Raw genomic sequence first — 22,038 nt, 5'->3', positions numbered from 1 at the left:
GGGGGGGGGGGGGGCTCGGGGGGGGGGGCCGCCCCCCCCCCGGCGGGGGGGGGGGGGTGGGGGGGGGGCGGGGCCGGGGGGGGGGGGCCCGGGGGGGGCGGGGGGCCCCCCGGCCCCCCCCGCCTCGCCGGGTCGGGCCGCCGCCGTCCTTGCCGGCCCGTCAGGGGAACGGCAGCCGGTCGAACCGTCAGCCGTCCATACCCATAGGGAGGTCACCGTGCTGCGGGCCGTGCTGGCCGCGCCGAAAGCGTGCCGTCGGGCGGTCCTGGAGGCGGTGGTGGAGTTGGCCGCTAGCGCGGATGCGCCGCCCTGGGCCGGCCGGACCGCCGAGAACGCCGAGCGGGCCGATGTCGCACGCAGCCGGTTCGACGAGTATCTGTGCGCCCATGTGACGTTGGTCGCCGACCGTACCTGTCCCCGCCTGGCGGAGATCCTGGAAGCGGAGAGTGACCGACCGGCGGGCCCCACCGGCTCCGGGTTCGCCGCCGGGGGCGATCCGGCCTGCGGCATCTGCGCGGTCACCTCGACGGCCGGGGCGGCTCCCGTCGGTGTCGGCGAACCGGGCGACGACGGGCGGGTTGTGGTGCTCACTCCCGACGAGGGCCCGCACCTGCTCCAGGTGCGGGACGCTGCCGCGTCGGTGGCGCCCCCGACGGCACCGGCGGGCCGGGGTACGAGGCCGCTGGAGCGCCCGCGCCGCGCCGGTGCCACCGGGCGAAGACCGTCGCCCCGTCAGGCGGCGCTCTGGGCGGCTGTCGCAGCAACAGCCACCGCCGTCCTGGCGGGACTGCCCCTCACCGTCCGGAACCTTCCGACCGGAACAGCCGGGCCCACGCCGGATGCGGCCGCCCAGGACCTCCCGCCGGCCGACACCCAACCCGCCCCGGCGCCCGCCGGTGGGCCGAGCACACCAGCCACCCCCTCGTCCGCGACGCCCGCCGGGCCACGGCCCGTCGCTGTCCGCCCGGCCCCGGCCCCGGCCACGCCGACCCCGGTGCGTTCTTCATCCGCCCCCGTACCCGTCGCGGGATCGTCCACGCCGACCGCACTCGCTGCGCCCGGCCGCAGGGCCACACCCTCGCCGAGTGCCCTGCCCACTGCCGGGTCTTCCACCCCACCCTCGGCCTCACCCTCCGGCACGGCCCCGCCGCCCTCCGGGTCTCCCGGCGCGGCACCGCCCACCCCGGTTCCGTCACCGCCGGTGACCGATTCCGCGCACGGCTCCCCGGACCCGACCGGGGTTCCCGGCCACCCTGCCACGTGACAGCCGCCGTGGTGAATTCTCCGACCGACCAACGGTGCTCGAACGTAGGGCGGGCCACGGGCCTGTCTGCGTTCCAGATGATCAGACCGTTCCTGTCCCCATCACTCGTCACAGCGAGGCCCGATCCGTCATGAACCTGACTCCGATACAGCTGTCCAGAGCCGTCGCCGTCGGCGCGGTCATGGTGTTGATGCTCGCCTTGGTGGTGTTCCTGCGCTTTCGGAACCGCAAGGCCGACCGGTCCGGTGAGGCCGCCGACTCCTGGGAGCGCGGCGAGGAGCGGCGTCGGCGCCGTGAGGTGGTCTACGGGGTCTCCTCGTACGTGCTGCTGTTCTGCTGCGCCGGCGTGGCGGCAGCTCTGTCGTTCCACGGCCTGGTGGGCTTCGGCGTAGAGAACCTGGGCCTGTCGGGCGGCTGGGAGTACCTGGTGCCGTTCGGCCTGGACGGCGCGGCGATGTTCTGCTCGGTGCTGGCGGTACGCGAGGCCAGCCACGGCGACGCGGCGCTCGGCTCCCGCCTGCTGGTCTGGGTGTTCGCGGTCGCCTCGGCCTGGTTCAACTGGGTGCACGCGCCGCGCGGCGGCTCGCACGACGGCGCGCCGCAGTTCTTCTCCGGGATGTCCATCTCGGCCGCGATCCTGTTCGACCGGGCATTGAAGCAGACCCGCCGGGCCGCGCTGCGCGAGCAGGGCCTGGTGCCGCGTCCGTTGCCGCAGATCCGCATCGTGCGCTGGCTGCGTGCGCCCCGCGAGACGTTCGCGGCCTGGTCGCTGATGCTGCTGGAGAACGTCCGCAGCCTGGACGAGGCGGTCGACGAGGTCCGGGAGGAGCGCCAGGCCAAGCAGGAGGCCAGGCTGCGAACCCGCAGCGCCGACCGCCGCGAACGGGCCGAGCTGAAGGCCATCGCCCGCCGCAGCGGACCGTTCGCCCGCGCCCGCGGCCACCGGATGCTCGCCCCGGCCGCCGGTGCCGCCACCTCCGAGGAGCAGCCGAGCGGCCCGGACCCCCTCCCAGCCGCCGAGCCCGACCGCCCGCGCAGTCTGCGGCGTGTTGTCGCCGTCGGTCCCACTCCGTTGTCGGCCCGGCCCGGGGCCGACTCCGAGGTCCGTCGCGACCGTCTCCTCAACGACGGCCCCGAGCAGACCACCGTCGACCTGACCGCCGACGACGACACCCTGTCGCTGCCGAAACTGGACGCGTTGGAGCGCAAGCTTCGCGCCATCGAACAACGGCTCGGCTGAGTACCCGATGCTGTCGGGGATCTTGGAAATTGTGTGTCCGAAGGGACCGGATCGCCGTGCTTGAAGACCGGTTCTCCACGTCAGCGGCGTGACGGTCGGAGCTTCGGCACGGCTCTGCCGCACCCACGGACGGAGCGCACCACGTCAACTCCGGCGCGGCCCGGAAGACGGCATGAACCTGCCGCGATCTCGGCGGGAGGTTGACAGTGAGGTCCTCCGACCTGAGAAGGAAGCCGATAGAATGGGACGGACGCGCCGCCGGCGCCGACTCGGCCGCTCGCAGACACCGACGGCGGGTGTGCCGTGTCGGCTGCAGCGCACTGGTGTCGCTCCTCTGGGCCGCCGGAACTCCAAAGCCACGGCAGGTGACGGAATGGATCCAGTGCAGACTCACCACGGCGGCACGCAGTGGACCGGAACGGCTCGGGATGCCGCTGGGCCGTGCCTGCCGTCCGCGTCGATCATGCGCTCACTGGGATCCATGGGCGACGCGTTGGTGGCGTGTGACGGCCAGGGGAACGTCACCTACGCCAACAGCGAAGCGGAGAAGGTTCTGGGCCCCGCCCCGCAACTGCTCGGGGACCCGTTGTGGCAGGGGGTTCCGGAGGCTGTCGCGCCGGACCTGAGAGGTCTGTTCGAGCAGGCCATGGCGGGCGCCGCACCGGTCGAGCACGAGGGGCGTCTCGAAACGCCGGGTCGCTGGTACCGGTTCCGGCTCGTACCTGTCGCCGAGGGGCTCCTGCTCTTCCTGACCGATCTCACCGATCTCATCAACCACCGGAAGCATCGCGGGAACGATACCGCCGGGTACTCCGCTCGGGTCGCCCAGCTGACCACGGCCCTCGCGAGCGCCATCACCTCCGACGATGTGGTCGGGACCGTGGTCGAACACGTTCTGCCTCCGTTCGACGCCACCGGTCTGATCATCCAGGCCGTGGAGAGGGGCGGCTTGCGGTCGGTCGGCTGTGCCGGTTACCCACCGGTGTTCACCGAGCTGGTCCGCAAGGCCGACGTGACGGAGATAGCTGAGGGCACTCCTGTCAGTGACGTCCTCTCCGCCCCTCATGCGCTGATGTTCTTTCCCTCCCCGGAGGAACTGATCAGCAGCTATCCGGCGACGGCCGACTTCGTGGCCATAGGGGGGAAGAGCTCCTGGGCCTTCCTGCCGCTGATCGTCTCGGGCCGCGTCATCGGATTCTGCTGCATCAGCTGGAGCCAGCGGCGCACCCTGAGTGAGAACGAGCGCGCGCTGCTGGGTGCACTGAGCGCACTGATCGCCCAGGCCCTCGAACGGGCCCGCCTCTATGACGCCGAGTACACCCGAGCCCAAGAGCTGCAACGTGGCATGCTTCCCCTCGCTCTGCCGTCCTTGCCGGCCGTCACCGCCGCCGCCCGTTTCGTGCCCACCAGTGGCGAGATCGGCGGCGACTGGTACGACGTGATCCCGCTCACCTCGGGGCGAGTCGCTCTGGCCATCGGCGACGTGATGGGCCACGGGCTGTCCGAGGCGGTCACCATGGGCAGACTTCGCACCGCGGTGCACACCCTCGCGGCCCTCGATCTGCCTCCCGAGGAACTCGTCGTGCATGTGAACAACATCGTCAGTGGCCTGGGCGACGACTTCTGCGCGACGTTCCTCTACGCGGTCTACGATCCCGTCTCGGGCACCTGTGCCTTCGCCAGCGCCGGCCATCCCCCGCCCGCCATCGTGCACCCCGACGGCACGGTGCGTTTCCCGGATCTCGCTCTCAACCCGCCGCTGGGCGCCGCCACACCCCCGTTCGACACCACCGAACTCGTCCTACCCGCGGACAGCCTGGTCGTGATGTATACGGACGGTCTGATCGAGTCCCGCACACGCGACATCGGCCGTGGGATCGCCCGACTCGCGGACGTTCTCGACGCGGCCACCGGCACGGCCGGCTGGCTGCCGCCCGACACCGACCAGGACGAGGTCGCCAGGCGCCTCGACCTGATGGGCGACACCCTCGTCTCCGAGCTGTTGCCCTCTCAGCAGGCCTGCGACGATGCCGCCCTGCTCATCGCCCGGCTCCACCGTATCCCGAGCCGGGACATCGCCTCCTGGGCGCTACCGGACATCGCCGTGGCGGCCGGCGAGGCCAGGCGGCACGCCCGCGACCAACTCGCCGCGTGGGACCTGGACGAGTTGGTCGTGACCACGGAACTCGTCGTCAGCGAACTCGTGGGCAACGTCGTCCGGCATGCCAAGGGCCCTGTCCAGCTTCGGCTGCTGCGCAGCGACGTGCTCATATGCGAGGTGTCGGACGGCAGCCTGACCACGCCGCACATCCGCCGCGCCTCGACCACCGATGAGGGCGGGCGCGGTCTCCAACTGATCGAGGCACTCTCCCACCGGTGGGGTACCCGGCACGCGGCCACCGGGAAGTGCATCTGGACGGAACAGCTCCTCCCGCCCGGGAGATAGGAGCCTGGGCCGTTTCGCCCACTCGTCGGACGTTCTCGGCCCCGGTCCTGGTGGGCGGCGGCGCCTCCCGCTTCTGCCCTGCGGAGCCGGCCGCGATCGGGCGGCGACAGGGGCGCTGACGGGCCCTCAAGCGGCTCGGCGGCCGCTGCGGCAAAACCGCCCACGAACGGACAGATCCATGGCCGCGTAGGCCTTGACACTCCGTAAGCTCCCCTGGCACCTTCATGATTGAAAGTGTTTGAAGAGTGCATGGTTGAAGCAGTTTCAAGCATCATCCTGCACTCCCAGTAAGTCGCGTCGTACGTCCGCTGCCCATCGTGAGCGGTTGCGCAGCGGACGGTTGCGGTGGCGGTCCTCTCCGGTGCAGCACGCCCGGATGACCCCCAGCGGTCCGATGCCCAGTGCTCGACCCCCGCGCGTCACTGTCGCCGCCGGCGTGAATCACATCCTCCGACCGTCCACCGTGGTGTGCGGTCCCGTGCCTTCGTGTCTGAAGGAGTCATCCATGCATCGGTTGCACCGGCGAGGCCGGCGTCTCGCCGTCCTGGTTGCAGTCACCCTCACGCTTCCGCTCACGGCCACGGTCTCCCAAGCCGTGGCCGCTACCCCCGCGCCCTCCACCTCCGCCTACGCCCTCGTGCCGCTGCCGGTCTCGCAACGGGTGGTGGCAGGCCATGGGTTCACCCTCGCCCCCCGGACGCGCATCGCCGTCCTCTCGAAGGACTCGCAGGCGTTGGGCGTCGGCACCTACCTCTCCAAGCTGCTCGCCCCCGCGACGGGCTACGACCTGCACGTGGTCAAGGACACCCGGGCGCCGAAGAACGCCATCGTCCTGGACCCCAACGGCCCCAAGAACCTGGGAGCCGAGGGATACACCCTGACCTCCGACCGGAACGGCGTCGTCATCAGGGCGCATGGGGCCGAGGGCCTGTTCCGGGGAGTGCAGACCCTCCGTCAACTCCTCCCTGCCGCGGTCGAGTCCCGTAGCAACCAGCCCCGGACGTGGACCGTCTCGCCGGTGCAGATCTCCGACTCGCCGCGGTACGAGTACCGCGGCGTGATGCTGGACGTCGCCCGCCGCTTCTTCCCCGTCGACCAGGTCAAGCGCTATATCGACGAGGCCGCGGCCTACAAGATCAATACCCTGCACCTGCACCTGACCGACGACCAGGGCTGGCGCATCGCCATCGACGCGCTGCCGGACCTGACCAGGATCGGCGCCACCACGCAGAGCGGGTTCACCGGCGGCACCGACTGGTACTACACGGCGGCGGACTACAAGGAGATCGTCGCCTACGCCTCCTCCCGCTTCATGACCGTGGTGCCCGAGATCGACGGCCCCGGCCACACCGACGCCGCCTTGGCCTCGGTGCCCGGACTGAACTGCGACAACAAGGCGAAGGCGCCCTACTCCGGCTTCGACGTCGGCATCAGCCTCTACTGTCTGGAGGATGGGACGCACACGGGCAACGTAAGACGCTTCCTGAACACCGTCATCAAGGAGGTGGCCAAGCTCACCCCCGGCCCCTACATCCACATCGGCGGCGACGAGACCCCGCAGGCCACCCCGGAGCAGTACGCCGCCTACGTCAAGGCGGCCACCGACGCGACCGTCGGACAGGCGAAGACCGTGATGGCCTGGCACCAGCTCGGACAGGCCCCCATCCCCGCCGGCACCCTCCTGCAGTACTGGGGCCAGGACGAGGACCGGGAGAGCATCGGCACCGAGAAGGAGACCAACAGCGTCCGCTTCGTCCGCAACGGGGTCGCGCAGGGCGCCAAGTTCGTCATGTCCCCCTCCGACCACGCCTACCTGGACATGCAGTACGACGTCTCCACCCCCTACGGCGTCCACTGGGCCGAAGTCGGCTACGTGCCGGTGCGGCGGTCCTACGAGTGGGACCCGGCGACCGTCACCGGCACGATGGACGGCACCGGCCCCCTCGTCCCCGCCAAGAACATCGCAGGCGTCGAGGCCGCCCTCTGGGCCGACCGCGCCTACGAAGGCAGCGGCTCGCTGCCCACCCCGAAAACCAACTGGCCCGTACCCCAGGCCTACGCCGACTACATGAGCTTCCCCCGACTGCCCGCCATCGCCGAGGTCGGCTGGAGCCCCCAGTCCGTCCGCGGCTGGAACGGCTTCCGCCAGCGCCTGGCCCAGCAGGGACCGCGCTGGACGGCGGCCGGCATCGGCTACTTCGCCGCCCCGGGCGTCCCCTGGCCCGGCACCGTCACGACCGTGGAAGGCACCCACAGCATCGAGACCGGCGGCGTCGCACTGGAGAACGCCGGCTCCACCTCCGACGGCTCCGACCTGCTGATGTGGACGCCCAACCGCGCGGACGCCCAGACCTGGACCATCACCGCGCAGTCCGACGACACCTACACCCTGACCAACAAGAGGTCCGGTAAGTGCGCCGAGGCCACCGGCGGCCCCGGCACCGCCGTCGTCCAGCGCACCTGCAACGGCCGGACCGCCCAGCGCTGGAAGGCCACCCCGACCAACTTCGACCAGTACACCATCACCTCCGCCGGCACCGGCCTCGTACTCACCGCCACCGCGTCCGTCAAGGGCGCCAAGGCGACCCAGCAGCCCGACACCGACACCGCCCTGCAGCACTGGACCATCGACTGACCCTCCCGCCCCGGCCACCACCCCACCCCCGGCTCCGGACACACCCCTTCGTCCGCGGCGGGGTGCGCCCGCGGGCACCCGCAGGTCGCCTGTCGGCGGACCCGGTTCGACGTCCCCGCCCCAGCGGGGATACGCAGCCCGATACCACCGATTACGGAACAGAGCTGATTGAGGGACAGATCCGTTCGATCGCCAGACCTGCGGCTTCCGTGTCCCCGCAACCCGGGGAGCGGCACCGCCTGCCCCTGGACGCCCAGGTGACTTCCCGTCGGGAAGCAACGCCCCGTGCAGGTAACCAGACGCTGGCGACTACGGCCGAAGGCACCGCGGCGAAAACGCCCACCAGGTAGAACTTTGTCGCTCACCACGCCACCGGTCGGGCCGGACTCACGCTGTCGGTGTCCACCGGCTTCCCCGCGCCGCGAAGGCCCCCCGCAGGCCCGGAACACCTCCGACGCCGAACGGACCCGCCCCCGGCGACACCTCAGATTCCCATGCATACCGAGGAGTTACTCGTGAAGTCGTTACTGTCCGTGATAGCCCCGCAGATCGCGCGCAGGGCGGTCGCCGCCCTGGCCGTCGCGCTGCTCGCCCTCGCGGGCGCCCTCGCCCCCGCACCGAGCGCCCGCGCGGCAGCGCCGGACTCCCGCTGCCCCCAGGCGGAGGAGAGCCTCGACTGCATGACCCTGTTCTCAGGGCTGCCGGGCGGTCAGGGGCTCGCGCTGAACACCGGCGCCGCGCCGAACCAGCAGGTAGCGGTGGACTCGACATGGAACGGCCGGCATTGGCGCCTGAGCGTGAACCAGCCGGATGCGACCTTCGAAATCTCGGACAGGGCGTCCGGCAAGTGCGTCGGTGTTCTGGGCGCCGCCGCCGGCTACGACCTGCTCGCGCCCTCGAACTGCCAGGACAGGGCCTCCCAGCGCTGGTACTTCAACCCGGGCCCCGGGTACAAGTTCATGATCCGAAACGTCGACTCCGGGAAGTGCCTGACCGTGTTCGGCGGCGAGGAGCACACCCCGACCCCGGGCCAGCCCGTCGTCGCGGCCAGGTGCCAACCGACAGGCAGCCAACTGTGGAGCGTGGGTGGCGGGCCGCACGACGCGGTCTGGGACCTCGCCATCGACCACGCGGCCAAGAAGTGCCAGGCAACACCTGACACGTGCTCATGGAACGCGGAGTCCGAAGCCCCCGCCGCCCCGCTGCCGACCTCTTGCGAGTCGGAGATCTGGTACAACGGCACCTCGGCCCCACTCGACCACACCTTCACCCTCACCAAGACCACGGGGTACTCCAACGAGCTGGGCAGCGAACTGGAGACCGGCTTCGAGACCGGGGCGGTCACCTCGCTCATCGCAAAGGTCACCGTCAAGTTGAAGATCTCCGTCAAGGCCGTATGGTCGAACTCGCAGAGCACCGCCGACCAGACGAGGTTCAGCGTCCCGCCCGGCCAGTACGGCTGGGTCGAACTCGCCAAGGTCGCCCAGAAGGTGACCGGCACCTGGACCTTCGACCTCGGCGGAATCTACCCCTGGACGGTGCGCGACACGATCGCCATCCCCCTCGCCACCAGCAACGGCCTCGCGACCGTCTACTCCGCACGAGCGAGCGCCACCGCGCCCGACTGCCACTCCTAGCCGACTCCGCCGCCCGCTGCCGGCGGGCGGCCCGACCACGGTCGCGGCGTGACGACACGCGGGGCGGGCCGTTCCCAGGGACGGCCCGCCCCGCGTGTCGCAGTACAGCCGGCAGCAGCACGGACGGGGCGGACGCCCCGCCGTGGATCGCGCGGCGGTCTCTCGCCGGGCGTCCTCGTGGACGGTTCACCGGGGACATGACGGTCAGAGCCCGCCACCGGGGGTCTTGTGGACGCCCGCCCGGTACTTGGGAAGCCGGACGGTGATCTTCATGCCCGCGCCCACGGCCGTCTCGATGACGAGTCCGTGGGTGTCGCCGTAGACCTGTCGCAGTCGCTCGTCGACGTTGCACAGGCCGATGCCCGACGCCCTGATCGCCTCTCCGGCAAGGATGCGGCGCAGTTCTCCCGGGTCCATCCCGATGCCGTCGTCCTCGATGGTGACGACTGCCTCGGCGCCGGCGTCCTGGGCGGAGATGGAGATCCGGAAGTCGTCCCTGGAGTCCTCGAGCCCGTGTTTGACGGCGTTCTCCACCAATGGCTGGAGGCACAGGAAGGGCATGGCGACGGGGAGTACCTCGGGGGCGATCTGGAGGGTCACCTTCAGCCGGTCGCCGAAACGGGCGCCGGCCAGTGCCAGGTACTGCTCGATGCAGCGCAACTCGTCGGCGAGGTGGGTGAAGTCACCGTGCCTGCGGAACGAGTACCGGGTGAAGTCGGCGAATTCCAGCAGGAGTTCGCGGGCCTGTTCGGGGTCGGTGCGGACGAAGGAGGCGATGGCGGCCAGTGAGTTGAAGATGAAGTGTGGGGAGATCTGGGCGCGCAGCGCGCTTATCTCGGCCTCGATGATCCGGGTCCGGGATCGGTCGAGTTCGGCGAGTTCCAGCTGCACGGACACCCAGCGGGCGACCTCGGTCGCGGCCCGAACGAGCACTGCCGATTCTCTAGAGCCGTAGGCCACCAACGCGCCGAGAACGCCCTCCTCCCCGGTCAGCGGGGCGATGACGGCCCAGCGGAGGGGGCACTCGGGGTCGTCGCAATCGGTGGACACGCTCTGGCTGCGCCCCGAGTCGAGGACGCCGGTGATGCGCGCCATCACCCGCGGTGGATGGTGGTCGGCACCGCGGCCGTCCCAGGCAAGTACGGCCTCACGGTCGGTGAGGCACAGGGCCTCGGTGCCGAGCAGTGGACGCAGCTGCCGGGTGGCCTTGCGGGCGGTGTCCTCGGTGAGTCCGGCACGCAGGGGCGGGGCGGCGAGGGAGGCGGTGTGCAGGGTGTGGAAGGTCGCCCGCTCGACCGGGGTGCCGAGGTCGAGGTCGGGGCCGGAGCCGCGCCGTGCGCTTGCCCGGCCGAGCCAGAACCCACCGGCGGCGAGCACGACGGCCGCGACGGTGAGGAGGACGGCGAGTGCGGCCGCGGTCATCGTTGCCTCCTGAGGGCCGTCGGGTCAGACGCGTTGTCCCCGGTGCCTCGCCGTTGCTCGCCCTCCGACTGCGGGCGGCCCAGCATGTCCTCGGGCAGATGGAGACGCGCCAGAATGGCGGCGGCTCCGGGCGGTGCGTGCCGGGGTGTGGCGAGGGACACCAGCACCATGGTGAGGAAACCGAGCGGTACCGACCAGACGGCGGGCCAGGCCAGCAAGGTGTTGATCCAGCCCTCCGGGACGATGTCGGCTCGGGTCGCCAGTACGGCGGTCAGGGCCGCGCCACCTCCGGCGAGAAGGCCGGCCGCGGCGCCCGGCGGGGTCAGCCGGCGCCACCAGATGCCGAGGACGAGCAGCGGGCAGAAGGACGAGGCCGAGACGGCGAAGGCGAGTGCGACCGCGTCCGCGACCGGTACGTGGGTGGCGACGACGCTCACGGCGCAGGGCACCGCCATGGCGATCACGGTCGCCAGGCGGAAGTACCGGACGGCGGGTGAGGGGAGCACGTCCTGGGAGAGGACTCCCGCGACCGACATGGTCAGCCCGGAGGCGGTGGACAGGAAGGCGGCGAAGGCACCGCCGGCGAGCAGTGCGCCCAGCAGGTTCCCCGTCACGCCCCCGATCACGTGCTGTGGCAGCACGAGCACCACGGCGTCGGCCGCGCCGGTGAGGGCGAGCTCGGGTGCGTAGATGCGGCCGAGGGCGCCGTAGACCGGTGGCAGCAGGTAGAAGGCGCCCACCAGGGCGAGGACCACGAGGATGGTACGGCGCGCGGCCTGTCCGTTGGGACTGGTGTAGAAGCGGACCGCGACGTGGGGCAGGCCCATGGTGCCGAGGAAGGTCGCCAGGATCAGTCCGTAGGTGGCGTACAGCTGATAGCCCTCGCGGCCGCCCGCAAGCGGCTGGGACCAGAACGGGTCGGCGCCGGTGGAGGCCCGTCGGGGGACCTCCGCGCCGCTGGGGAAGGACAGCTGGGTCGCGGCGCTGATCCGGTGGATCCCCTCGGCCAGGGTGAGCCGGCCGCCGTCGTACCGGGCGCCGTCGACGCTGCCGACGACACCCACGGTCAGGGGTTGGTCCAGCTGGACGCGGACGGTGCTGTGGATCCGTACGACGGTGTGTTCCCGGAAGACCGCAGGAGCGTCGAACCTGACGCGGGGTGCGTCGTCGCCGAACCAGGCAGCGACGAGGAACAGTGCGGGTACGAGGAGCGCGGTGAGCTTGAGCCAGTACTGGAAGGCCTGGACGAAGGTGATGCTGCGCATGCCCCCGGCGGCGACGGTCGCGGTGACGACAACGGCGATGACCAGTCCCCCGAGCCATTCGGGGGCGCCGGTGAGAATCTCCAGGGTGAGGCCGGCGCCCTGGAGCTGCGGCAGCAGGTACAGCCAGCCGATCCCGACGACGAAGAGGCTCGCCAGCCGGCGCACGGCGGGCGATTCGAGGCGGGCTTCGGCGAAGTCGGGGATGGTGTAGGCACCGGAGCGGCGCAGCGGGGCGGCGACGAGTACGAGCAGGACGAGGTAGCCGGCGGTGTAGCCGACCGGGTACCAGAGCATGTCCGGGCCCTGGAGGAGGATCAGTCCGGCGATGCCGAGGAAGGAGGCGGCGGAGAGGTACTCGCCGCTGATGGCGGCGGCGTTCAGGCCGGGTCCGACCGTGCGGGAGGCGACGTAGAAGTCGGAGGTCGTACGGGAGATGCGCAGCCCGAGTGCGCCGATGAGGACGGTCGCGAGGACGACGAGGGCGACGGCCGTCACCGCGTAGGCCTGATTCACCGGAAGGTCCCCATGGGTGCGTTCAGCGTCCTTCGACGAGCCCGGTGAAGTCGCGCTCGTTGCGTTCGGCCCGGCGGACGTAGCGGCGGGCGATGAGCCACAGCGTCGGGTAGACGGCCACGCCGAGGACCGCCCAGAGGAGTGGGTCGGACGGGAAGAAGGAGCCGAGCGCGGCAGCGGGGAGGGCGAACAGCAGCGGGAGGGTGCCGACGAGGACGAGGAGTGTGCCGAGTGCGTAGCCGGCTGCGCGCAGTTGGCTACGCATCAGGGAGCGTACGTAGACGTCGCCCAGGGCGGTCTGCTCGGTGATTTCACTGCGGGCCGGACGGTCGCGGGGCGGGCGGCGGACGCGCCTGGGAACGCCGGTGACGACCTCGCGGCGGGGTCGGTGCTCTGCGGGCATCGCGTCCGCTCCGGTGTGTGGTGGCGGGTCTGCCCGGGCGGGTGCCCGGGAGGCTTCGAAGACTACAGAGCGGCTGCGGAAGAAGGTAGGTTATGCGCGGCTACGTCCTGTTATCGGTCGTCGCGGTCGCTCGCTTGCGCGTCCCGGGTGGCGGCCAGGCGATATCCAGCTCCACGAACGACTCGACCGCTCGGCCCGGCGGAAGGCGGCTTCGAGACCCGCTTCCGCGTGCGGGCCGAGGAGACCATCCGCGGACTCCTCGATGCCGTCGAGGACGTCGGCCCAGCGACCGGCCGCGGCCTTGGCCCCGGCGAGGAGCGCGGTGACATCGTCCGGAGGTCAGGATCAGCTGCGCCGGCCCGTGGAGTTCGTGCTGCAACGCTTCCCATGTCGGACATCCGACCCCCTTGACCCTTGCCGATGATCAAGAGTGGAGGCGGCAGGAGGCTGGGCCGTCGGCTCGGGCGGCCGTTCGACCAACGGGCCTTTCGGGTCGCCGGGCGTGCCGCCCGGCGGCCGGGCGCCAGGGGAACGGCGCCGGGAGTCAGCCCCTCGCTCGGCGCATCAGCAGATCGCGCAACTGGCGTGCGTGGCGGCGGCTGACCGCGAGTTCCGCCGTTCCCACACGCACGGTGGTGGTCCCGGAGTCCAGACGCAGTTCGTCGATGCGGCCGAGAGCGACGAGGCGACTGCGGTGTATGCGTACGAAGCCGCGGGAGGCCCAGCGCTCCTCCAGCGTGCCCAGGGGGATCCGCACGAGGTGGCTGCCCTCGGGCGTGTGCAGCCGGGCGTAGTCGCCGTGGGCCTCGATGTAGGCGATGTCGCCGACCGCGACGAACCGGGTGACCCCTCCGAGTTCCACCGAGATGTATTCGGACGCGTCATCGGCCACCGGGACTCCCGTGGCCGACGGCTGCGTCTGCGCGTCCTCGGCCGGGGTGGATTCCTCGCGCGCGGACTTGGCCAGGTCGCTCGCCCTGCGCACCGCTTCCGACAGTCGCTCGCGCCGCACCGGTTTGAGTACGTAGTCGACGGCCTTGAGGTCGAAGGCCTTGACGGCGAAGTTCTCATGGGCCGTGACGAACACGATCAGGGGAGGGCGGGCGAAACCGGCGAGGAGCTTGGCCACGTCGAGCCCGGTCAGCCCCGGCATGTGGATGTCCAGGAAGACGACATCGATGGCGTCCGCGCCGTCGGGTCCGACGTCGAGCGCCCGGCTGATGCGGCGTAGGGCCTCGGCGGCGTCGGTCGCCCCCTCGGCGCTGTGGACCCGTGGATCGGAGCGCAGCAGGTACAGCAACTCCTCCAGCGCCGGCTTCTCGTCGTCGACAGCCAGTACGCGCAACATACCGCCCATTTTACGGGCGCAGCGGGCGCCGGGCCACGGGCGCGTACCGCACTCCCTGCCGTGGGCGAGCCGGCCGGGTGCTGTGAGTCTTCAGCTGCCGTCCGTCCTGGCCAGGGGATCGCCAGGTCGCGCACGTTGTCCATGTCCATGGCCGGTCCTCCGGCCCCTGGGCTCTGCCCCGGGTCGGGGTGCAGGGTCTGGTGGAGGCGGATGCCGGAGGAACCTCACGGTTCCACGGCACGAGGGACAGCTTCATGATGATCTCCTGGGTGGGGAGGGGCGGAGAGGGGAGTTGGGAGCTGGGGGAGGTGATCATGGCGATTTACCGGGTGGCTCCCGCAGGCCAGGGCCGGGTGGTCGTGACGTGGGACGGCGTGGTGGCGGGCCGGATCGGCGGGGAGGTGTTCGGCCGGGGCAGGTCGCGGGGTCGTTCGCCTCGGGACGTCGGTGGGAACTGAACGGCGGGCCCGTAGGGCGGCGAGCAGGGGAGAGGTGGGGCCCCGGCCGGCAGGGGGGGAAGACCGGCCGGGGCTGCTCGGGGCCGGGCGGCCAGGGGGCGCCCGGTGGAAGGGGCCGGCTGCGGCTGCTGCCGCCGGCCTGGTGGGTGCGCGGTGGTGTCGGTCGGCGGTGGCGGGTCTGGCGGGCTCTCGGAGGCCCGCCGCCGTTCGCCCTGTGTGAGTGGCATCGCCCTCGCCCGATCCGCGACCGGCGCGGGCACGTGTGTGGATCTGTCAGGCTGGGCCGGGGATGTCGGGGCCGGGTGCCGCGGCGGTGGCGTACCGCCGTGGCGCTCTGAGCCCGATGGCGGCGTTGACGGCGCTGGTGGGGGGTGGTCGCCCGCTGGACGAAGGTGTGGGTGCCGCAGCTGCCGTCGGGTTTGCGGGTGTGGAGGGTGACCGTCCAGCAGGGTGTCGCGTCCGGACTCGTCCAGCGGTCGAGGGGGCTGGTGCGGACCGGCGTGCAGGCCGCCGGGCCCGGGTGGGGGTGGCCGGTGGTGCGGCCGGGCGCCCGGGGTGCTCCCTTGGTGGGCCGGGTGCCCGGCGGGGGCGGGGACGCTCTCGGGGTGTCCGCGGCCTGTGGGGGCAGGCCGGGGACGGTCCCGGGGAGTGGTGCGGGGTGGGGTCAGTTGCAGGTGGCGCCGCTGGTCTTGAAGGTGGTGGGGTCGACCATGGTGGTGGGGGCGAAGGCTTCGGCGGGCATGTCCTTGCCGTTCTTGAGCTTGTCGTAGAGGGTCTGGACGGCGAGGGCGCCGACGTCCTTGCCGTTGATGAAGAGTGCGGCGCGCATGCCGGTGGGCTTGCCGCTGTTCCAGTTCTTGCAGGCGAGGTAGGCGCCGAGGCCGACGCCGATGACGTGGTCGGCCTTGAAGCCGGCGTTCTCCAGCGCGGTGACGCCGCCCTGGACGTTCTCGTCGTTGCAGCCCCAGACGACCCAGTTCTTCACCCCGGGGTTGGCGGTGACGGTCGCGGCGATCTTGTCCTGGGCGCCGGTGGGGGTGTTGTCGGTGGCGACGTCGATGTTCTGGACGCCCGCGCTCGCGCCGGCGGCGAACGCGGCCTTGGCGGCCTTGACCCGGTCGGTGCAGACGGTGACGTCCTGCTTCCAGGCGGAGATGGTCCGGGTGTCGGCGGGGTTCCAGCCGGCCTTCTGGTACTCCTCTGCGGCGCGCTTGCCGACCTCGCCGCCCATCTGGGTACCGGAGAAGCCGATCCGCGGGACCAGGTCGGACTTGGCGCAGGCGGACGGGTCGGGGCCGGTGGCGCAGATCTGGTCGTCGGAGGTGAGCAGGGCGATCTTGGCGTCCCTGGCCGCTTGGACGACCTGTGGGCCGACGGCCGGGTCGGGGACGACGATGATCAGGCCGTTGGACTTCTGCGCGATCGCGGACTGGACCTCGCTGACGGTCTTGTTCGCGTCGTTGCCCAGGTTGACCACCTTCAGGTCGATGCCGAGCTCGGCGGCCTTGGCCTTGGCGCCGGCCGCCTCGCCGATGAAGTACTCCTGGTCGCCCTGCTTCTGCAGGTAGGTCATCGAGATCTTCCCGGAGACCGGCGCCACCGAGGCACCGGTACCGGAGGACGAGGCGGACTCCTGACCGGTGGAACACGCGGTACTCAGGGCGAGTGTGAGCAGGAGACCGGTGGCGGCCGCGGCGCGGCGGTGCGAGGTGGGGGACATGAACGGCTCCAGGGGGACGCGCGACTCCGCGCGGGAGGGAAGGGGAGAGAACAGCGGCGTGGAGGTGGTGCGGCGCCCGCCGGCAAGGGCCGGGCGAACCGCTGGTGAGGTGACCGGGCGTGCTCCGCGAACATCCGTCCGGACACGGCCGCACGGATGTCAAGAGATCCGGTCCAGGTGCCGGGCGGCCAGGGGGTTCCACCCCGGCACGGACGGGCTCGACGAAGCGGGAATCCCGGAAGCTGTGGCCGGGCGCCAGCAACGGTGACCGGACGTCAGCGGAACCCGACGACGTGATTCGGATCGGACGACACCGTGGATCACTTCAACGAAATCACTCAGAAACAAACATGCTTGAACGTGATGGGGCATATGAGATCCCGCTCGCAGCACCATCGTCAAGGGGATGGAACGGCCGAGATTTCCTTGTGACCTCGACCCCATGCCCCACACCCCACGACGTGGGCACTCCTGACGGACTGACACGAGGTGCGCGGTTCCGAGTGGCCCCGGACGGTGCCTGCCCCGGAACCGGAGCACGACGGACAGCCGGAACGAGGAGCTCCTGGCTATGCGTCAGAGATTGCCACACGCAAGCGCCAAGGCCCCGCGGCCCCGCCCGTGCCGCAGGTCGGCACCGGCAGGCCGCCACGGGGAGGGCGGCCGGTGTCGCGATTGGCGGGATGTGTGGCGGTCCTGCGGTGACGTGTGGTTACGGGGCGGCCGGGGTGGGGACGTCGACGAGGACCTCGGGCAGTGCGAGGTAGTTGGTGCCGGCGAGCTGGATGCGCACGTACCGGCCGGTGACTCCTACGGGGAGGGTGATCTGGTTGGGTGCGGTGCCCTTGACCCAGATGCGCTTGATTCTGGGGTCGGGGCTGGCCTGGATGTCGGCCCAGCTGAGGCCGGTCAGGTCGGTGGCGGACACGATGAGGTAGAAGTTGCTGAGGCGCGCCTTGCAGCAGTCGTCGGTGCGGTTCAGGATCCGCACGCCCCTGATCGGCAGCTGGCCGACGAGCTTGACCTGCCACCAGGCGTTCGTGTCCAGCTTGGTCTGGCTCAGGTTGGTGGCGTCGGTGTTACCGTCCACCGCCCGGCTCGCCGCCGCGCCGGGATCGTCGCCGAAGGTGGAGGACTGGGTGGTCGGTCTTCCCAGAGCCGCGTTCGAGGTGCCCGCGACCGGCGCGCCGAATCGGCCGTCGGTGAACACGCTGTTCCACTGCTGGGCCGCGAACCATTCCTGCACGGGTTGGGTGTAGTGGATCCGGTCGCTCTGGAAGATTCCGTACATGGGGCCGGCAGAGGGATCGTAGAGGGGGGTGCCGGTGGCCGTGGTGGCGAGTGCGGGGTCGATCAGCCTGTAGGGGTTGGGCGCGGGCAGGTTGGCGAGTGCGGTCAGCGCGTCGGTGACGTGCTGCGTGGCCGTCGCGTCGAAGGTGGTCGAGCGCGGGCGGTAGAGGAAGACCGGGTATCCGGTGGTGCCGGTGATGGTCTGCAGCGGGTCCAGGACGTTGCGGAACGCCTGTTGCATGTGGCTGGCACTGATCGTCGCGGTGACGCCGGTGTGTGCTTCCTGTTCCCACTGGTTCCAGTGCATGCCGATGATCCGGGGCGTCTTGCCCGCGTCCCGCAATGCCCGCAGGCTGTTGGAGATGGTGTTGAGAGTGAGCTGGTGCAGGCTTTCGCGATCGGACTGGTCGCGGTCGGGCCACCATCGGTTGTTCGGAGCGTCGGCTTCCTGAATGCCCTGGCCTCCCCAGGCCACGTGGATCACGTACAGGTCGGGAAGGCTCTGGCCGTCCTTGATGGCCTGCTCCCATCGCAGTGCGGTCAGCGATGCGACGCTGTAGGAGTTCGGGTAGATGTCGGCACCCATGTTGGTGCCGGCACAGGTGTAGGGCGCCCACGTCGCGTTGAGAGCGCCGGCCATGCGGTTGTCGGTCCTCTTCAGGCCCTTGACGTGGGTGAAGTTCCCGCACTTGGCAACGTCGTCGGGGTTGGACATCTGCGTCGCGCTGGCCGCGTTGCTCTGGCCGAGCGCGATCAGCACCGGCGCGTCATTGGCGGCGTACGGGGCGTGTGCGGGATCCAGCGGGGGGTCCGCCACCGCCGCCGAGGGGGCCAGGGCGGCGGAGCCCGCCAGCAGGGCGAGCGCGGCCGCCAGCGAGGTGACCAGTCGGCGGGCGTCGGTGGGGCCGGTGCGTGCCCGGTGTGCTGCCGTGGAGGGCGTGGGGGAGGCGGGTTCGTGCTGAGGGCTGCGGCCCTCGACCGGTCGCCGGACGGCGGTTCTTCTGAACATGGGTGGATGTTCCTTACGGTCTGTCCTTAAGAGTGGGGGATAGTCGGGTCGTCATGTGGGGGAACGGGGGGCGAGCGACTGGGGACGGATCACTCCCGCGGCCTGGGGGTCCGGTGGAGCCGTTGTCTGCGGCGACGCGGATGCGTCGGCAGGACGGTGGGACGGGGGCGGGCCTGGACGGCGCGGCGGTGTTCGCGGATTCCGTGTGCTGACGAGCGGGTGTGTGGCGGTGTCCGGCGGCTCGATCGAGGCGCCAGCCTGCCGGGGGGGGCTTCGGCACGGGAGGTCTCGACGAGGCGGGTGGGTCCCGGTAGCGGTGCTCGGGCGTCGGAGGGAAGCCGCACGCCTCGGGCCGGTTGTTGCCCGGGACACTTCGACGAAAGCACTCAGAACTGAGGTGCTCGGACGCGATGAGGCACATGACACCCTCCGAACGCGACGATCGTCAAGGGGATGGAACGGCCGAGACTTCTCTGTGACCTCGGCCGCTCGCCCCCACCCCGGCAAGCTGGCCTGACGGACAGTCAGCCTTCAGGTGCGCCGTTCCGAGCGACCCCGGCGTCCTTGATCGCCCGTCAGAGTCCCCGATACGAACCCACCGAGGCATCCACGACCCTGCCGGCCCCGCAGGGCGGTGCCACCAAGCCCCCGCCCGGCCCGAAGCCGTGCCGGGCCTCCTGGCGGGCGGTGAAGACGAGGTGACCGAGCGGGCCGGTGAGGAGGCCTTCATGGGCTCGGGGGCACGGCGCGCGTGGCGGGGGCGGGTCGTGCCGGTGGTGGTGAGGGGACGGAAGCCGGCGTCCGCTCGACCGTTCGGCGTACCGCTGGGCGCACAAGGCGACCGTTCGCCGCACGTCCGGCCGGGACGTCTTTCGTCGCGCTCCCGTCCGGGTTGGGATGCGCCGCAGACGAATCCACCGCTGGGCGACGGTACCGACGACTGCGGTGGCACCCGGCCCTGGCGGCGCCGACACGTCGACGGTCCAGCCTGGCCGCCCGTTCCCCCCACCCTCACTCCACCCGCTGACCTCAGGAGGCACCCCGTGGAAACCTCTTCGACCGCCGGTCGGGCAGCCCCCGACCGCCTGGAACACCTCGAACGGACCGAGGAGTTCCGCGGGCTGCGCAGTTCCTTCCGGGGCTTCGCGTTCCCGGTGACGGCAGGCTTCCTGCTCTGGTACCTGCTGTACGTCCTGCTCTCCAACTACGCCCCCGACTTCATGGCGGCCAGGGTGTACGGACACGTCAACGTCGCCCTGGCACTGGGCCTGCTCCAGTTCGTCAGCACCTTCACCATCGCGGCCTGGTACGCCCGCTACGCCGACCGCCGCCTCGACCCGCGGGCCGCCGCCATCCGCGAGGGCCACACCACCGGGGCACGCTCCGCCCCCAGGAAGGCCACCTCATGACCACCACCCTGCTGGCCGCCGGCTCCGCCACCGAGCACCGCGCCCTGACCATCGGCTTGTTCGGAATCTTCGTGCTGGCCACCCTCGGCATCACCGTCTGGGCCGGCCGCCAGACCAAGGGCGCCTCCGACTTCTACGCCGGCGGCCGCGGCTTCACCGGCTTCCAGAACGGCCTGGCCATCTCCGGCGACTACATGTCCGCCGCTTCCTTCCTCGGCATCGCGGGCGCCATCGCCCTGTACGGCTACGACGGCTTCCTCTACTCCGTCGGCTTCCTGGTCGCCTGGCTGGTCGCCCTGCTGCTGATCGCGGAGCCACTGCGCAACTCCGGCCGCTTCACCATGGCCGACGTGCTGGCCTTCCGGATGCGCCAACGCCCGGTACGCACCGCCGCCGGCATCTCCACCATCGTGGTGTCGATCTTCTACCTGCTCGCCCAGATGGTCGGTGCCGGCTCCCTGGTCGCGCTGCTGCTCGGCGTCAGCGGCACCGGCGCCAAGCGCTGGACCATCGTCGCCGTGGGGGCCCTGATGGTCGTCTACGTGGTGATCGGCGGCATGAAGGGCACCACCTGGGTGCAGATCGTCAAGGCCGTCCTGCTGATCGCCGGCGCCGGCGTGATGACCGTCCTGGTGCTGGCCAAGTACGGCTTCAACCTGTCCACCATGCTCGGCGCGGCCGCCGACGCCGGCGGCAAGGGCTCCGCCTTCCTCGAACCGGGGTTGAAGTACGGCGCGACCGGGACCAGCAAACTGGACTTCATCAGCCTGGGGATCGCGCTCGTTCTCGGCACCGCCGGCCTGCCGCACATCCTGGTCCGCTTCTACACCGTTCCCACCGCCAAGGTCGCCCGCAAGTCCGTGCTCTGGGCCATCGGCATCATCGGCGGCTTCTACCTGATGACCCTGGTGCTGGGATTCGGCGCGGCCGCCCTGGTCGGCCCGAAGACCATCAAGGCCTCCAACGCGGCCGGCAACACCGCCGCCCCGCTGCTCGCCGAATACCTGGGAGGCGGGGCCGGCTCCACCGGCGGTGCGATCCTGCTCGCCGTCATCTCCGCGGTGGCTTTCGCCACCATCCTGGCCGTGGTCGCTGGTCTCACCCTCGCCTCCTCCGCCTCCTTCGCCCACGACCTGTGGGCCAACGTCATCCGCCGGGGCCGGGCCAGCGAGAAGGAGGAGGTGCGCTCGGCCAAACTGGCCGCCGTCGCGATCGGCGCCGTGGCCATCGTCCTGTCGCTCTTCGCCGACAAGCTGAACACCGCCGCCCTCGTCGCCCTCGCCTTCGCGGTCGCGGCCTCCGCCAACCTGCCGACGCTGCTCTACTCGCTGTTCTGGAAGCGCTTCAACACCGCCGGCGCGGTCACCTCGGTCTACGCCGGCCTGATCAGCTCCGTGCTGCTGGTGACCTTCTCCACCGTCGTCTCGGGCAAGGCCACCTCCCTGCTCCCGCACTCCGACTTCCACTGGTTCCCGCTGGAGAACCCCGGCCTGGTCTCCATCCCGATCGGCTTCCTCGCCGGCGCCATCGCCACCCTGCTCTCCAAGGAGAAGGCCGACCCCGCCAAGTACGCCGAACTGGAGGTCCGCTCCCTCACCGGGCTCGGCGCCCACTAGCTCCGACTTCGAGGCATCCGCCGCGAACGACCTGCCGAAAGCCACCACCCTGATCCAGCCACCGCCCTGATCAATCCACCGGACGCCGAATCGGCCTTCGCCTGATCCCGTGCCTGCGAGGAACACCGGGACCAGGCGAAGGCCGCCGGCCTGGGCGGGCCGCGCCAGGACCTCCTGCGCGGACCGGGCCGCGGCGGCCGGATGATCGACAACAAGCACGGGGGGAGGCACGGCCGCCCCCGAATGATCACATACCTGGAGTTCATGATGAGCAACGAGAGTCTGGCGAACCTGCTCAAGGAGGACCGCCGTTTCGCGCCGCCGGCGGAGCTCGCCGCGGCCGCGAACGTGACCGCCGCCGCG

General features: G+C 71.1%; 12 protein-coding genes. 6 read left to right on the top strand and 6 right to left on the bottom strand.

Going from position 1 to position 22,038, the window contains the following annotated elements; all coding sequences use genetic code 11:
* The first annotated feature begins 1,394 nt into the window (after positions 1-1,394).
* The 4 genes from ACIOFR_RS39380 (at position 1,395) to ACIOFR_RS39365 (ending at position 9,222) form a co-directional block, all read left to right on the top strand.
* Positions 1,395-2,504, top strand: a complete 1,110-nt coding sequence (locus tag ACIOFR_RS39380) for a DUF2637 domain-containing protein (RefSeq protein WP_401005218.1) — start codon at positions 1,395-1,397, stop codon at positions 2,502-2,504.
* Between the two features lie 373 nt (positions 2,505-2,877).
* A complete protein-coding gene (locus ACIOFR_RS39375; protein WP_401005216.1) occupies positions 2,878-4,950 on the top strand; it encodes a SpoIIE family protein phosphatase in 2,073 nt (690 codons plus the stop codon).
* 505 nt (positions 4,951-5,455) lie between these two features.
* Positions 5,456-7,585 carry a family 20 glycosylhydrolase gene (locus ACIOFR_RS39370; RefSeq protein WP_401005215.1) on the top strand — a complete coding sequence of 710 codons (2,130 nt, stop codon included), beginning with the start codon at positions 5,456-5,458 and terminating at the stop codon, positions 7,583-7,585.
* 515 nt (positions 7,586-8,100) lie between these two features.
* A complete protein-coding gene (locus tag ACIOFR_RS39365; protein WP_401005213.1) occupies positions 8,101-9,222 on the top strand; it encodes an RICIN domain-containing protein in 1,122 nt (373 codons plus the stop codon).
* 204 nt (positions 9,223-9,426) lie between these two features.
* On the opposite strand, the gene ACIOFR_RS39360 is transcribed toward ACIOFR_RS39365, so the two are convergent.
* The 6 genes from ACIOFR_RS39360 to ACIOFR_RS39335 all read right to left on the bottom strand — a co-directional run bounded on the left by ACIOFR_RS39360 (position 9,427) and on the right by ACIOFR_RS39335 (position 18,650).
* Positions 9,427-10,644 carry a sensor histidine kinase gene (locus ACIOFR_RS39360; RefSeq protein ID WP_401005211.1) on the bottom strand — a complete coding sequence of 406 codons (1,218 nt, stop codon included), beginning with the start codon at positions 10,642-10,644 and terminating at the stop codon, positions 9,427-9,429.
* On the bottom strand, positions 10,641-12,422 hold the full coding sequence (locus tag ACIOFR_RS39355; RefSeq protein ID WP_401005209.1) for a cation acetate symporter: 1,782 nt from the start codon (positions 12,420-12,422) through the stop codon (positions 10,641-10,643). Before ACIOFR_RS39355 ends, ACIOFR_RS39360 begins: the two co-directional genes overlap by 4 nt.
* Positions 12,423-12,444: 22 nt before the next feature.
* Positions 12,445-12,825, bottom strand: coding sequence for a hypothetical protein (locus ACIOFR_RS39350; protein ID WP_401005207.1), 381 nt, complete (start codon positions 12,823-12,825; stop codon positions 12,445-12,447).
* Between the two features lie 544 nt (positions 12,826-13,369).
* Positions 13,370-14,173 (bottom strand): LytR/AlgR family response regulator transcription factor, encoded by an 804-nt coding sequence (locus ACIOFR_RS39345; protein ID WP_401005205.1) that lies wholly within the window; start codon positions 14,171-14,173, stop codon positions 13,370-13,372.
* A gap of 1,122 nt (positions 14,174-15,295) precedes the next feature.
* The gene (locus tag ACIOFR_RS39340; protein ID WP_401005203.1) at positions 15,296-16,351 is read right to left on the bottom strand and encodes a substrate-binding domain-containing protein; all 1,056 of its coding nucleotides are present in this window, start codon (positions 16,349-16,351) and stop codon (positions 15,296-15,298) included.
* Positions 16,352-17,063: 712 nt separating this feature from the next.
* Positions 17,064-18,650: a discoidin domain-containing protein gene (locus tag ACIOFR_RS39335; RefSeq protein ID WP_401005201.1), complete on the bottom strand. Its 1,587-nt coding sequence runs from the start codon at positions 18,648-18,650 to the stop codon at positions 17,064-17,066.
* Positions 18,651-19,693: 1,043 nt separating this feature from the next.
* Here ACIOFR_RS39335 and ACIOFR_RS39330 point away from each other — a divergent pair.
* Positions 19,694-20,059: a DUF485 domain-containing protein gene (locus ACIOFR_RS39330; protein WP_401005199.1), complete on the top strand. Its 366-nt coding sequence runs from the start codon at positions 19,694-19,696 to the stop codon at positions 20,057-20,059.
* The gene (locus ACIOFR_RS39325; protein WP_401005197.1) at positions 20,056-21,675 is read left to right on the top strand and encodes a cation acetate symporter; all 1,620 of its coding nucleotides are present in this window, start codon (positions 20,056-20,058) and stop codon (positions 21,673-21,675) included. Before ACIOFR_RS39330 ends, ACIOFR_RS39325 begins: the two co-directional genes overlap by 4 nt.
* Positions 21,676-22,038: the final 363 nt, after the last annotated feature.

The organism is Kitasatospora sp. NPDC088346, from assembly GCF_044740765.1.
Taxonomy (GTDB): domain Bacteria; phylum Actinomycetota; class Actinomycetes; order Streptomycetales; family Streptomycetaceae; genus Kitasatospora.
Note: the sequence above shows the minus strand (reverse complement) of the source record. Positions and strands in the feature narration are given on the sequence as shown.